The 12,096-nt window shown below is 55.9% G+C and carries 11 protein-coding genes; 3 read left to right on the top strand and 8 right to left on the bottom strand.

The window, feature by feature from the left end:
- Nucleotides 1-5 precede the first annotated feature (5 nt).
- Entirely contained in the window at nt 6-848 is an 843-nt protein-coding gene (rsmA, locus tag SHM7688_RS15040; protein ID WP_058240751.1) for a 16S rRNA (adenine(1518)-N(6)/adenine(1519)-N(6))-dimethyltransferase RsmA, read from the top strand.
- Here rsmA and SHM7688_RS15035 read toward each other — a convergent pair whose 3' ends face one another.
- A complete protein-coding gene (locus SHM7688_RS15035; protein ID WP_058240750.1) occupies nt 849-3,572 on the bottom strand; it encodes a molybdopterin-dependent oxidoreductase in 2,724 nt (907 codons plus the stop codon).
- The gene (locus SHM7688_RS15030) at nt 3,569-4,420 is read right to left on the bottom strand and encodes an FAD binding domain-containing protein (protein ID WP_058240749.1); all 852 of its coding nucleotides are present in this window, start codon (nt 4,418-4,420) and stop codon (nt 3,569-3,571) included. Before SHM7688_RS15030 ends, SHM7688_RS15035 begins: the two co-directional genes overlap by 4 nt.
- A 131-nt stretch (nt 4,421-4,551) precedes the next feature.
- Here SHM7688_RS15030 and SHM7688_RS15025 point away from each other — a divergent pair, with 131 nt between their 5' ends.
- Nucleotides 4,552-5,010 carry a MarR family winged helix-turn-helix transcriptional regulator gene (locus tag SHM7688_RS15025; RefSeq protein ID WP_058240748.1) on the top strand — a complete coding sequence of 153 codons (459 nt, stop codon included), beginning with the start codon at nt 4,552-4,554 and terminating at the stop codon, nt 5,008-5,010.
- Nucleotides 5,011-5,031: 21 nt separating this feature from the next.
- Here SHM7688_RS15025 and SHM7688_RS15020 read toward each other — a convergent pair whose 3' ends face one another.
- From SHM7688_RS15020 to SHM7688_RS14995, 6 genes are all read right to left on the bottom strand, one after another.
- Nucleotides 5,032-5,727, bottom strand: coding sequence for an ABC transporter ATP-binding protein (locus tag SHM7688_RS15020; protein ID WP_058240747.1), 696 nt, complete (start codon nt 5,725-5,727; stop codon nt 5,032-5,034).
- Nucleotides 5,714-6,436, bottom strand: a complete 723-nt coding sequence (locus SHM7688_RS15015) for an ABC transporter ATP-binding protein (protein ID WP_058240746.1) — start codon at nt 6,434-6,436, stop codon at nt 5,714-5,716. The genes SHM7688_RS15020 and SHM7688_RS15015 overlap by 14 nt, the downstream gene beginning before the upstream one ends.
- Entirely contained in the window at nt 6,433-7,380 is a 948-nt protein-coding gene (locus SHM7688_RS15010; RefSeq protein WP_058240745.1) for a branched-chain amino acid ABC transporter permease, read from the bottom strand. The genes SHM7688_RS15015 and SHM7688_RS15010 overlap by 4 nt, the downstream gene beginning before the upstream one ends.
- On the bottom strand, nt 7,377-8,303 hold the full coding sequence (locus SHM7688_RS15005; RefSeq protein ID WP_058240744.1) for a branched-chain amino acid ABC transporter permease: 927 nt from the start codon (nt 8,301-8,303) through the stop codon (nt 7,377-7,379). The genes SHM7688_RS15010 and SHM7688_RS15005 overlap by 4 nt, the downstream gene beginning before the upstream one ends.
- A 73-nt stretch (nt 8,304-8,376) precedes the next feature.
- Nucleotides 8,377-9,666: an ABC transporter substrate-binding protein gene (locus SHM7688_RS15000; RefSeq protein ID WP_058240743.1), complete on the bottom strand. Its 1,290-nt coding sequence runs from the start codon at nt 9,664-9,666 to the stop codon at nt 8,377-8,379.
- A 107-nt stretch (nt 9,667-9,773) separates the two neighbouring features.
- A complete protein-coding gene (locus tag SHM7688_RS14995; RefSeq protein ID WP_223229185.1) occupies nt 9,774-11,204 on the bottom strand; it encodes a hypothetical protein in 1,431 nt (476 codons plus the stop codon).
- A gap of 40 nt (nt 11,205-11,244) precedes the next feature.
- Here SHM7688_RS14995 and SHM7688_RS14990 point away from each other — a divergent pair, with 40 nt between their 5' ends.
- A complete protein-coding gene (locus tag SHM7688_RS14990) occupies nt 11,245-12,030 on the top strand; it encodes a copper chaperone PCu(A)C domain-containing protein (protein ID WP_083499068.1) in 786 nt (261 codons plus the stop codon).
- The last annotated feature ends 66 nt before the right edge of the window (nt 12,031-12,096 follow it).

The following is a 12,096-nucleotide window of genomic DNA, read 5'->3' as shown; positions in this document are numbered from 1 at the left end:
ACCCAATGAGCGCCATAGACGATCTTCCCCCACTGCGCGAAGTGATCGATACACATGGCCTCTCAGCGCGGAAATCGCTGGGGCAAAATTTCCTGCTGGACCTCAATTTGACGGCAAAAATTGCCCGCCGCGCAGGCGACCTGACAGACTGTGACGTGCTGGAAATCGGCCCAGGGCCTGGTGGTTTGACACGAGGTCTGTTGGCCGAAGGTGCCCGTCGCGTGCTTGCCATCGAAAAAGATGAGCGCTGCATGTCCGCCCTGGCAGAAATCGAAGCGGCTTACCCGGGACAGCTGAAAGTGATCAATGGCGATGCGCTTGAAGTCGACCCGCTCAGCCATCTGACGCCCCCCATCCGTGTGGCCGCCAACTTGCCTTATAACGTGGGCACAGAGCTTCTGGTGCGCTGGCTCACCCCGAAAGAATGGCCGCCCTTCTGGCAGAGCCTCACCCTCATGTTTCAGCGTGAAGTGGCGGAACGTATTACAGCGACGCCCGGATCCAAGGCCTATGGCCGTCTGGCCATACTGTCTCAATGGCGTGCCAACGCAAATATTGTGATGTCCCTGCCCCCCGGCGCCTTCTCGCCTCCGCCCAAAGTACATTCCGCGGTTGTGCACCTCACAGCCCTACCAGAGCCGCGTTACCCTGCAGATGCTGACACATTGTCACGCCTCGTTGCTGCAGCTTTCAATCAACGTCGTAAAATGCTGCGCGCCGCCCTCAAGGGTCAGGCGCCCGATATCGAAGACCGGCTCTTGGCGGCAGGCATTCAGCCAACAGAGCGTGCTGAGCGCGTTTCACTGGAACAATTCTGCGCTCTCGCCCGCATTTTCAAAGAGAGCTGATCACGCCGTTTCTGCTTTCAGTGCTGCAGCTTTGATGGCCGCTAAAACGCGATCAGGGCGCGCAGGCAGTTGTGTGAGCTGCGCGCCACAGGCGTGTGTAATGGCATTCAAAATCGCGGGCGCGGTTGGAATAAGCGCGTGTTCGCCCAGACCTTTCGCCCCCAACGGGCCTTCCGGATCGGGCACCTCGATGAGGTGGCTGACCACTTCAGGCATATCGCCCACCGTTGGGATCAGATAGTCATGCAGATTACAAGTCTGCCCCGGCACATATTCTTCCATGAGGGCCATACCCAAGCCCTGCGCGATACCGCCCTCAATTTGCCCTTCTGCCAGCGTCGGGTTGATCACACGACCCAGATCATGCGCCGCGCTCACCCGCAGCGTCTTAACGGTACCGAGATCAAGATCAACCTCCACCTCTGCAAGTTGCGCACCATATCCATAGACCGCATAGGGCGCGCCCTGCCCTTGCGCATCAAGCGCCTCGGTCGGTGGATCATACCGCGCCTCTGCCATCAGCACGTAACCTTCCGCCCCCAAGGGCAAATCTCTCAGAGCAACGTCACGTCGCTGCGCCCCTTGCGAAACTGTCACGTGTTTGGGCCCAATCTCTATCTTCGCGCCTTGCCCCATGTTCACAAGCTGCAAAATCTGTTGCCGCAGCGCCTGAGCGGCGCGCAAAACGGCTTGGCCGCTCACCACCGTTTGCCGACTTGCGGAGGTCTTGCCAGCATCAGGCGTGATCGCTGTATCTGCATCGATCAGTGTGAACTGATCCACCGTCACGCCCAAGCCATCCGCCGCGATCTGCGCCATCACGGTATTTGCGCCCTGACCAATGTCCATGGCCCCTTGATGGAGGCACAAAACCCCTTCAGCCGTCAGGCCCATGCGCATGGTTGAAGGATTTGGCAAAGCGGTGTTGCCGCAACCATACCAGCAACTTGCGAGCCCGATCCCGCGCCGCAGACGTCCTGATTGCCCATTAAATGCGGCAACTTCTTCATTCGCCTGCGCCCAACGCGCAGCCAGGGCATCCAGACAGGCCCCGATGCCAACGGTCTGTAGCCGCTGCCCACAGACCGTTTGCTGCCCATCTTGCAGCGCATTAAGCTGGCGAAAAACCAGCCGATCCATTCCAAGCTTGACGGCCAACTGATCCATCAGGGTTTCCTGCAAAACCGTTGCTTGCGGCACGCCAAATCCTCGAAAGGCGCCTGCCACCGGACCGTTTGTATGGATGGCACGCGCCTCGGCCTGATAGTTTGGGATCTGATAAGGGCCGCTCGCATGCACAGGCACACGCACGGCTACCGTAGGCCCCCAGCTGGCGTAGGCACCTGTGTCAAAATCCCCATCAAAGCACATGCCAGTCAGCTTGCCCTGCGCATCAGCGGCCAGACGTGCCGTCATCTGGGCCGGATGGCGCTTTGTGCTGGCCTGCATGCTCTCGGCACGGGAGAAGACCATAACGCTTGGACGCCCGGTCAGACGTGTAACCAGCCCTAGCAAAGGCTGAACGGACATATCAAGCTTGCCGCCAAATCCTCCACCTGTGGCCGCTGGACGGATACGAACTTTCTCTTGAGGCATCCCAAGAAAAAGTGCCGTATCGTCCCGATCCATAACAGGGGCCTGCGTGGCGGCGCGGATATTAAGTACATCCCCTTCCATCCAGGCTGTTCCTGCTTCTGGCTCAATATAGGCATGTTCTACATGCGTGGTCTCAAACATCCCGTGCACCTGGTGGAACGCCTGTTCAAAAGCCGCCTGCGCATCACCACGAGATACCACACCAGCAATCAAAATATTATCGGGGCGCGTGTCATGCAGAGGTTTTACGCCATTGGTTTTGGCGTCTTGCAAATCCACAGACTGTTCCTGAAACCAGTTGATTGGCGCGGTGGTGAGATCAAGCGCCTGCACAACCTCCCTTGGCCCAGCAACAAGCGCCACTGCTTCCCCCACCATGCGCACATGACGTTCCGCCAAGACCGGCTGATCCGCAAACCTTGGGATCACACCAATGCAATTGCGTCCGGGCACATCTTCTGCTGTGAAGACTTGCACCCCAAGCCGCGCAGCCCACGCGCTCAGCTCAGAAAAGGCAAACCGCGCCGCTGCATAGGGGCTGCGGATGGCCCGCACCCAAAGCGCGTTATCAGGAACAAAATCCGCACCAAAGGCCTCCTCACCACAGAGTTTGGCCGCGCCGTCCAGCCTTTCAACTCTTGCACCGACTGCTTTACCAGATTTTGGTGAAGTCTCTTCCTCAGATCCGGCCACATCCAAAACAGCAGCAATGATCTTCTGGTAGCCTGTGCATCTGCACAGAACACCCGATAGCGCAGTTTCCACCTGCGATCTGTCTGGCTTTGGCGTGTCACGCAAAAGTGCTTCCGCTGCCATCACCATACCCGGAGAGCATATCCCACATTGTGCCGCCCCATGCCGCAGGAACGCCCGTTGCAAAGCGCCGGGTCCGCGCGGATGCAGCCCTTCAATGGTCTCAACCCGGCGCTCGGAAACCTGTGCGATGGGGGTCAGGCAAGCGCAGACAGCCGCACCGTCCACCAACACGGTACAAGCACCACAATCACCTGCATCACAGCCCACTTTTGTTCCGGTCAGCCTATAGTTGTGGCGCAATACATCCGACAGTCTCCGTCGAGGATCCCCCTCATAATTTAGCGCGCGCCCATTAATCTGAAGCCTGATCATTCTAACGCCTTTCCGCGCCCTGACGCGAGGATCAGCGCATTGCGGACCAGGCTTGGAACACCGTCCAGACGATAGGCTGAGGTGGCCCGAATGTCTGAGATCGGCGCAAGAGCCGCTCGCACATCTGCCTCCATCACATGCTGCTCGACCGTATCGACCCTCACCCCCGACAAGGCAGCTTCCACCGCACCAAGTCGGCAAGCAACTGGGCTGCAAGCCCCCACAGCCAGCGCCGCCTCTGCCACGCGATCTCCGTTAAGCCGCAAACGCACCGCCACCGAGGCAATAGAAATCACAAGATGCTTGCGCGTACCCAACTTCAGAAAGGCACTGCTGCCTTGTGCCTTACCTTCATCAACCAAAATCGCGGTCATGATCTCATCTCTACGCCGGGTGGTCTGACGTGGGCCTGTGATAAATGCAGATAAAGGGACGTATCGCATGCCTGAAACACTCTGCAATTCCACCCGCGCATCAAGCGCCAGCAACGGTGGAACACCATCAGCGGCTGGTGAGGCGTTGCAAATATTACCACCAAGAGTTCCGGCATTCTGAACCTGCACGCCACCAACTTGGCGCGCAGCAGCTTTCAGCATGTCAAAAGCTGGCGGCAAAGCAGCCCCCACAATAGAAGACCACGACACAGCGGCGCCGAAACGCCAATGACCATGGCAATTTTCTATGGTTTTCAATGGCGCGATATTGGTGAGATCCAATATTTGCCCTTCCAAAGCAGCGGCCTCGGTTGCTGCAAAGAGATCGGTGCAGCCAGACGCCAAGGTCACAGGCGCACTTGCAAGCAGGTGCAGCGCGTCTTTCAACTTGTCGGGACGGTGATAAATACCCATTCTGATCTCTCACCCCATTGATGGACGACATTTGTTTGCATGGCGTCACATCTGAGACAGAAGATCCCAAAGGGACGCATATGCCCCTGCCCCCGAAGCCATTTAAAAGCATGTAGAGCACAGAGCCCGGTATGACTCAAAACAAAGCGACACCCAAGACGCAAGCGCCCGACGAAACCGCCCTTGATTATCGTCTTGATGCGCAGGTCGGTTTCCTGATGCGGCGTGCCAATCAACGCCACCTTGCTATTTTTGCCGAAGGAATTTCTGATCTCACCCCCACGCAATTCGCGGCACTGGCCAAACTCTGTGAAGTTGGTGCCTTGCCTCAAAACGCATTGGGGCGTGCAACGGCAATGGACGCTGCGACGATAAAGGGCGTGGTAGACAGGCTGCGCGCACGCAACCTCGTTGAAAGCATGCCTGATCCAAAAGATCAGCGCCGCGTGCTTGTCAAAGCCACCTCTGAGGGCTGGTCCTTGTTTGAAACCCGCACTCAGGCCGCGCGCCAGATCACAAAAGACACGCTCTCGCCCCTAAATGAGACAGAACAGACCATCTTTCTCCTCCTGCTTCAAAAGCTGCTTTGAACAAGCCTGTTACGAGGAAGGCTACACCCCCAAATGGCGTGCCAAAATCTGAGGCGTATCACGCAGAGCCTCCCCTGGCACGGTCTCCACCACCTGTCCGTTCTCCAAGAAAACTGCATGATCTGCCAAGTCCAGAATGGCTTCAATACGTTGCTCCACCAAAACCACAGCAACCCCGCGTTCTCTTAAAGTCCGGGTGACATTGCGGATCGCCTCCATCATTGATGGCTGCAAACCCTCCGTAGGTTCATCCAAAAGCACCACCTTTGGGCGCAAACAAAGAGCACGCGCCATGGCCAGCATCTGTTGCTCTCCGCCACTCAACGTATTGGCGCGCTGCTGAGATCTTTCCCGCAGCCGCGGAAAAAGTTCAAAAACCTCCTCCAGAACCATGCTGTCTTGCGGTCGTGTAAAGCGGCCAACATCCAGATTTTCAGCAACCGTCAAAGCGCCAAACAACCGACGTCCCTGAGGCACATAGCCAACACCACTGCGCGCCACATCCTGCGCTGCCCGTTCTGACAAAGAGCTGCTCTCTAAATACACGGCACCACTCATCAAAGGTATCACCTGCATGATCGCCTTAAGTGTCGTGGTCTTCCCGGCACCATTACGTCCCAACAAGCATGTGATTTCGCCGGCTTTCGCTTCCAGAGACACAGACCGCAAAACCTGCGCACGCCCGTAACCTGCATCGACTTGATCAAGCTTTAACATGCGCGCCCCCAAGATAGGCCGTCTGGACCTCAATGTTGGCTTGCACATCTGCAGGCGTGCCTTCGAACAAAACCTGACCGTGATTCAAAACCGTCACAACATCAGCCACTTGCATGACAACATCCATATTGTGCTCGATTAAGAGAACCGTCGTGTTCTGCCGTATATCATGTATCAGCTTGATAAATTCGGCCACTTCCCCTTCTGCCAATCCCTGCGTCGGTTCATCAAGGATCAACAAACGGGGTGACTGTGACAGGCCCATTGCGATCTCCAGAAGGCGCTGATGTCCATAGCTCAGATCTGCGGCATCCGTGTTTGCCACATGTGCCAAAGAGACACGCTTGAGTGCATCCGCCACAACAGCCCTTGTGTCCTTCTCATTCCGACACAGCCGGCGCGCGGCGATCGCTACGTTCTCATGAACCGAAAGACTGGGGAAAATCGATGTAATTTGAAATGTATAGGCCATCCCCATGGCGATACGCTTATGCGGTGGGACCTTCGTGATGTCCCGTCCTAGAAAATCAATCCTGCCGTTTGAGCACGCTAAGCGACCAGAAAGCAGGCCCACCAAAGTTGTCTTTCCCGCGCCATTTGGGCCTATTAAAGCCCGAACCTGCTGCTCAGGGATCTCCAGGGTCACATTATCAACCGCGCGCAAGCCGTTGAATTGCCTTATTAACCCTTTAGCAACCAAAACGCTCATGGCAGCCACCTCCAAAAACGACGCCGGATTTCCCCCATCAATCCCTGAGGCGCAAACAGCGTGAGCCCCACCAAAACCACCCCAGCGACCAACATATAGGCGGTCGTCATGCCGGAACTTATGTCGATGAGGTAAAACATAAAAAACACACCAACCAAGGGCCCCAAAGCGGTGCCTGCGCCCCCTAAAAGCACCCAAAGCAATGGAAAAATTGAGTATTGCACCGAGGCAAAACTCGCACCGACATAACCGAACAAAAGCCCATAAGTGGCTCCTGCCAAAGCCGAAAGAGCAGCAGAGAAAATCACAGCAAGCAGCTTGAAGCGCATCACATTATACCCCAGCATCACCGCGCGCTCTTGATTTTCCCGAATGGCAATCAGGGTTTTACCAAAGGGGGAATGCAACAGAGCCAAAATACTTAAGAAAGAGATACAGAATACTGTAAACGCAGCATAATATCTGATGAATGGATCGCTCAGATCCCCCCCAAAGAACAAGCGATCCACCTGTTGGATCACAAACCCTTCGTCCCCGCGGGTAATCTCCCCAAAATAGAGAATGATCAGGTATCCAGCCTGCGCAAACATCAATGTGACGATCATGAAAGCCACGCCTTCTGTGCGCAATGCCAGCGCGCCGATGATGGCCCCAACCACGCCGCCTGCCAGCACGCCAATCATGAGCCCAAGGGGCGCAGACACTCCCAAATGGCTCACCGCGATCCCCATCCCGTAAAGACCCGCGGCAAAGAAAACCGCATGACCAAGGCTCAGTAAGTCCACGTAACCAAATAATAAATTATATCCCATGGCATAGGTCGCCAGAACCATAATCCGCGCCACATTGCCATGATGATAGGCTGGTAAAACAAATTGCAGCGCAAAGAGCGCAACAAGAACGCCGCCGTGCAACAGCAGGTTTTTTTGCACATCGCGTCTCATAATCGGCGCTCCCCAAACATTCCCTGTGGGCGGAACACCAGCAACATCGCCACAAGCAGCGTTGCCAAGATTTTGGCCAGCGTGGGTGAGAAGAAGACCGAAATGATCCCGTCTGACAATCCAATCAAAAGCGCGGCGAGAACTGTTCCGGGCAGGCTCCCCAAACCGCCAATGATGACCACAATAAAGCTCAGCAACAAAGGATCGCCACCCATTAAATAATGCGCCTGCTGAATCGGAACCACCAGTACAGCGGCAAGGGCCGCAAGCCCCGCGCCCATTCCAAAGACAAGCGCATATATGCGCTCAACCGGGATACCAAAAGCCAGCGCCATCTCGCGGTCTTGCTCGGTCGCGCGCATCATCAGGCCAAGCCGACTTCGTTTCATAACGGCCCAAAGCCCAAGGAGCACACCACCTGCCGCCCCAATCACCGCCAGTTTGTAGCTCGTAATACTTAGGCCCCAAGGCCAATAAAGGCTGATGCCATCCTCGGTCCTCTCAAACCATGGCAAGGCAAGACGTGTGTTAAATGGTGCGGTCACAGGGCGGGCGTCAGGCCCGTAAGTCATGAGCGTAACTTGCTGTAAGATATATAAAATACCAATCGTCGCGACAATCGTGCGCTCCGGATCATAGTTGATCCGTTTCAAGATGGTCATATCCGCAAAGGTCGCGAGCGCCGCGACCATGAGAGGCACCACCACGAGTGCGATGGCAAAACCAAGCACCGGAGTGGCCCCCATGAGGTCGGTCACCCACCAGGCCAGAACCGCCCCAAGCATGAAGAATTCGCCATGTGCCACATTTACCACACGCATGATACCAAACACCAAAGCCAACCCGCTGGCCGTCAGGGCCAATACCGCCGCTGTCACGGCGCCTTCCAGCGTCGCGAGCATCAAATAAGGTCCAAAATCCATCTTTACTCTTACCCAGATGTGTCGCCCAGATGTATCAAAGGTGCGCCACCTGCAGCAGCGCACCAAACAGCTCTCAGAGCGGTTGCGTGGTATAGTCCACTTCATCCGGATAGAGCGTGTCTTCAATGGAAGTTGTGTGCACGAGGAGCAGCTTTCCGTCGACCACCTTTGAAATATACTGGTGTCCAAACACCTGGTGGGTCTTGCCGTTGAAGATTTTGGCGCCTTGCGGATAGGCATTGGAATGCGGCATCTCTTCAATCGCTTCCACAGCCTCAATCAGCTTGCCACGATCCGCAGCGGATTGATATCCGGCCGCCTCCATCCCGGCTTTGATCACATGCAGCGTTTCCCAGCATCCAAACATATGCGCATAGGTGGAGACATCTTTGGGATCACTGATGGAAGCCCCATTAGCATCAACCCCCACGCGCGCGCGGAAAAACGCATCATAGTCTGATTGATTGTCCTGCGCGTAACGCGGGTTGCCTTCCCAGAAATACGTGCCATCCAGAAACTCAAGGCCCGGGCTGGCAATATCTACGGCTTCAAGACTGTCGATAAACCCAAAGATTTCCGGGCGGCTTGGGCCGAAAAACTCCCCAAGCTCTTTCACAAATGTCAAAACCGCAGGGCCAACCATGACGTGATAAATCACTTCCGTGTCCCGCGGGATTTTGGGGAAATACTTGGTGAATGAGGTTTCGGTTGGCGGGATGGCAATATGCTCAAGCACCTCACCGCCCTGCGCCTCAATCGCTGCTGTAAAGAAATCGCGGTGATCATGGCCAAAGGCGAAATCCGGAAAGATCATCGTGACCTTCTTGCCGAGGTTTTCCGCCACAAAGGGAGCCATGGCTTGCACCTGACTTTTCACATCGGTGATACCGGGCTGCAATGTATAGCGGTTGAGCATGCCACTGGCGACATGATGCCCCTCACTCACCACGAAATATGGTAGCTTCAATTCTCCGGCACGGGGCGCGGAACCGATGACAACATGGGAAAACAGCGTGCCAAAGCCCACATCACATTGGTGCTGACTTACAAATTTCTCGACAACTTCCGCGCCACGCTTGGGATCTGTCCCATCGTCTTCCGCAACGATCTCAATCGGCCGTCCATTGATACCGCCCTGCTCGTTGATCAAGGCGGCCGCAGCTGTGGTCGTGCGATCATACCACCGCCCATATGCCGCACCAATCCCCGTGCGGTGTACCTGAAACCCCACCTTGACCGGCGCTGCTGTTTGAGCGCTGGTATACCGTGCCCAGAGCGGCAATGTGGCCGCAGCCCCGCCGCCAAGTGCCAGTGTTTTCAATGCGCCCCGGCGCGTGGTCTGTGTCGTCTTTGGCTTGGTCATCTTCTGTCCCCCTGTGTTCACATGGTTTTGTGACCGAAATCTCCGAACTCACCACACTTGTTAGAGCGCAAATGAACTCAGCTTCTGCTTTGAGGGACAGGTTTGTGTCAAAATCCGCGCGGCGATGCAAGCAGCCAAAGCCCAATGAAAGTACAACCAATCATAAAGGCCACCAAAGGCAGCTGAGACAGCATGGCACGTGCGCCAAAATGGCGAACCGCAACGGCGTGGGAGAGCATCAACGCCACAACATGGCCACTCACCACGCCACCCGCCTGACAGAGCCACAGGATGCGCACACTGTCTTGTGTGTTAAAGAAACCGGTCGACACATAAAACGTGCCAAGCCCCAGATAATCACGCCCAGTGGCCCAGGGATCCGTGGCCGCTGCCAGCGCATATTGAGCCTCTACCAGAAAGCTCGTGAAATAATGTGCAAAATGGTAGCCAAGCGCGATTGGCAAGACGGTCGGGGCAAAAAGTCCAACAGCGCGCGTTAGCGGCATCTCAATGCGACCAATCTTCAACCCAGCCCAGAGCGCGGCGACAAATAGGCCAATCAGCACAATATTTGAGATCGCCAACCCAACCAGCGTTTCACCAATCACCGCAGATCTGCCCGGAAAGGCCAGCGGGTTGATCCCAATTTGAGCCAGCCACCAGAAGGTCTCATTCAACCCATCAAAAATGCCACTGCCCAATATCAAAAGGCAAAACACGGCGAGCCCCAATGGCAAGGCACGCCCCTTTAGGATTCTCCATCCGAAGAGTCCCATAACAAGATGGTCCCGTCTTCCGCCAAACACACCAATACGTCCGTAAAGAGAAAGCATCATTGTCAGACCATCTGCGCGTTGCGCCCAACATCTCCCAAAGGCCACGCGCCCGACAAAGTTGATCAACCAATACAAGGCAACGATTTTCGCAAGTCGGGCCGGATCTGATGGGGCCGGGTCTGCGAGCAGGAACCCCATAAATGCCAAGAAACTGACAACGCCAAGCCAATGCCCGATCCAAACCGGATAGCGCAAAGGCCTGCGCAAGCCGGCACACCAATGCGTGATGGCCACGGGGATCCGCCAAGGGTCTATCCAGCGCCAAAGATCCCCCAACACCCCCTGCAGGAAAAGAAAAGCGCCCCAGCCCAACGTCCAGATTGTCAGAGGCAACGGGTTTGCCAACGGGTCACGGGGCCCTGTCAGACCGATGTAAGTCAACCACACCAAGGCGACAAAGGAGAGCGTTTGCAGAACGAGAAGCGCCCATCGCGCTATGCGTTTAAACAATTTTCTCCTGAGCACAAAACGGCCCGGTTCAAACGCTCGCACCGCCACGTCATCAGGAAGCACAACCAAGAGTATAACGGTCAAAGCCACCGCGAGAATACCCGCCGCAATGTACATATCGGTGGGCAGCAACAATACAAAACCGCCCTCAGACGTATGTGCATGGGCCTCAGTGGAAATTACGCAGCCTACAAACAAGATCAACGCAGCGATCTGCAGGAGAACCTTGATCCGCGGAATTGGGTGAGACATCCTTTTGCACATGGGCGGACTATAGCGAGGAGCCATTTAGATGAAAGCGCGAAAAATGATCGGAGTTTTACTCGCGATCTCTGCCATTTCATTTACGCTCTGGGTGCTCATGACCCGCGTGCCGAATACGGATATTCTCCTGACCAATGCCATTGCTTCGCCACTTGAAAACGACACGAGCAACCTAGCCGTTTTTGTCGATATCACCAACAGCGGCCCCCCGGACCGGCTGGTCTCTGTGAGTTCTCCCAGCGCGGTCTCCGCCACACTCAGCGGTTCTGACAGCCGCCGCATTATTCCGGCCAATACAGAGGTCTCTCTGGCTGCCGATGGGATGTACATTATCCTGTCCGTAACCAACGGCGAGCTTCAGGATGGTCGCACCTTGCCGCTTTCCCTTACCTTTGAGAAGGCCGGCACCTTGACCACGCGCGCGCGCCTCGTGGCACCGACACAAACAGGGGCTGCGCCTGATTTTGGCCTTTTTGGCATCGGGGATGTCTGTCAGGTTGGCGAAGGTGAACCTGCACCTGCTATTGAGGTGGTCGCCATGCGCCAAGGTCTGAAATGGAAGATTGAAGTCCTATCAGAAGACTTCGAGTTTACGCCACATCTTGCAGACGGCCCCCATGTTCCCGGCACAGGCCACGGCCATCTGTATCTCAATGGGATGAAGCTTGGTCGGCTGTACACGCCCTCCACAACAATCGGGAAATTGCCTCCCGGTGTGCACGACATTCGTGTCACTTTGTCCACCAATGACCACCGCGCCTATGTGGTCGGCGACCAACCAATTACTGCGGCGATTCGAATTCTGGTGGATTAAGGTCTCACTACGTGATCTAATTTCATTGGCACACAAACGATGTTTCGCACGCCATTGGCGCCAGTC

Origin of the sequence: Shimia marina, from assembly GCF_001458175.1 — a bacterium.
Taxonomy (GTDB): domain Bacteria; phylum Pseudomonadota; class Alphaproteobacteria; order Rhodobacterales; family Rhodobacteraceae; genus Shimia; species Shimia marina.
This window is presented reverse-complemented; position numbering and strand designations above follow the sequence as displayed.

Bases quoted from the DNA above. Each gene is read 5' to 3' on its own strand.
- rsmA (WP_058240751.1), top strand. From the start codon at position 6: ATGAGCGCCATAGACGATCTTCCCCCACTGCGCGAAGTGATCGATACA.
- SHM7688_RS15035 (WP_058240750.1), bottom strand. From the start codon at position 3,572: ATGATCAGGCTTCAGATTAATGGGCGCGCGCTAAATTATGAGGGGGAT.
- SHM7688_RS15030 (WP_058240749.1), bottom strand. From the start codon at position 4,420: ATGGGTATTTATCACCGTCCCGACAAGTTGAAAGACGCGCTGCACCTG.
- SHM7688_RS15025 (WP_058240748.1), top strand. From the start codon at position 4,552: ATGACTCAAAACAAAGCGACACCCAAGACGCAAGCGCCCGACGAAACC.
- SHM7688_RS15020 (WP_058240747.1), bottom strand. From the start codon at position 5,727: ATGTTAAAGCTTGATCAAGTCGATGCAGGTTACGGGCGTGCGCAGGTT.
- SHM7688_RS15015 (WP_058240746.1), bottom strand. From the start codon at position 6,436: ATGAGCGTTTTGGTTGCTAAAGGGTTAATAAGGCAATTCAACGGCTTG.
- SHM7688_RS15010 (WP_058240745.1), bottom strand. From the start codon at position 7,380: ATGAGACGCGATGTGCAAAAAAACCTGCTGTTGCACGGCGGCGTTCTT.
- SHM7688_RS15005 (WP_058240744.1), bottom strand. From the start codon at position 8,303: ATGGATTTTGGACCTTATTTGATGCTCGCGACGCTGGAAGGCGCCGTG.
- SHM7688_RS15000 (WP_058240743.1), bottom strand. From the start codon at position 9,666: ATGACCAAGCCAAAGACGACACAGACCACGCGCCGGGGCGCATTGAAA.
- SHM7688_RS14995 (WP_223229185.1), bottom strand. From the start codon at position 11,204: ATGTCTCACCCAATTCCGCGGATCAAGGTTCTCCTGCAGATCGCTGCG.
- SHM7688_RS14990 (WP_083499068.1), top strand. From the start codon at position 11,245: ATGAAAGCGCGAAAAATGATCGGAGTTTTACTCGCGATCTCTGCCATT.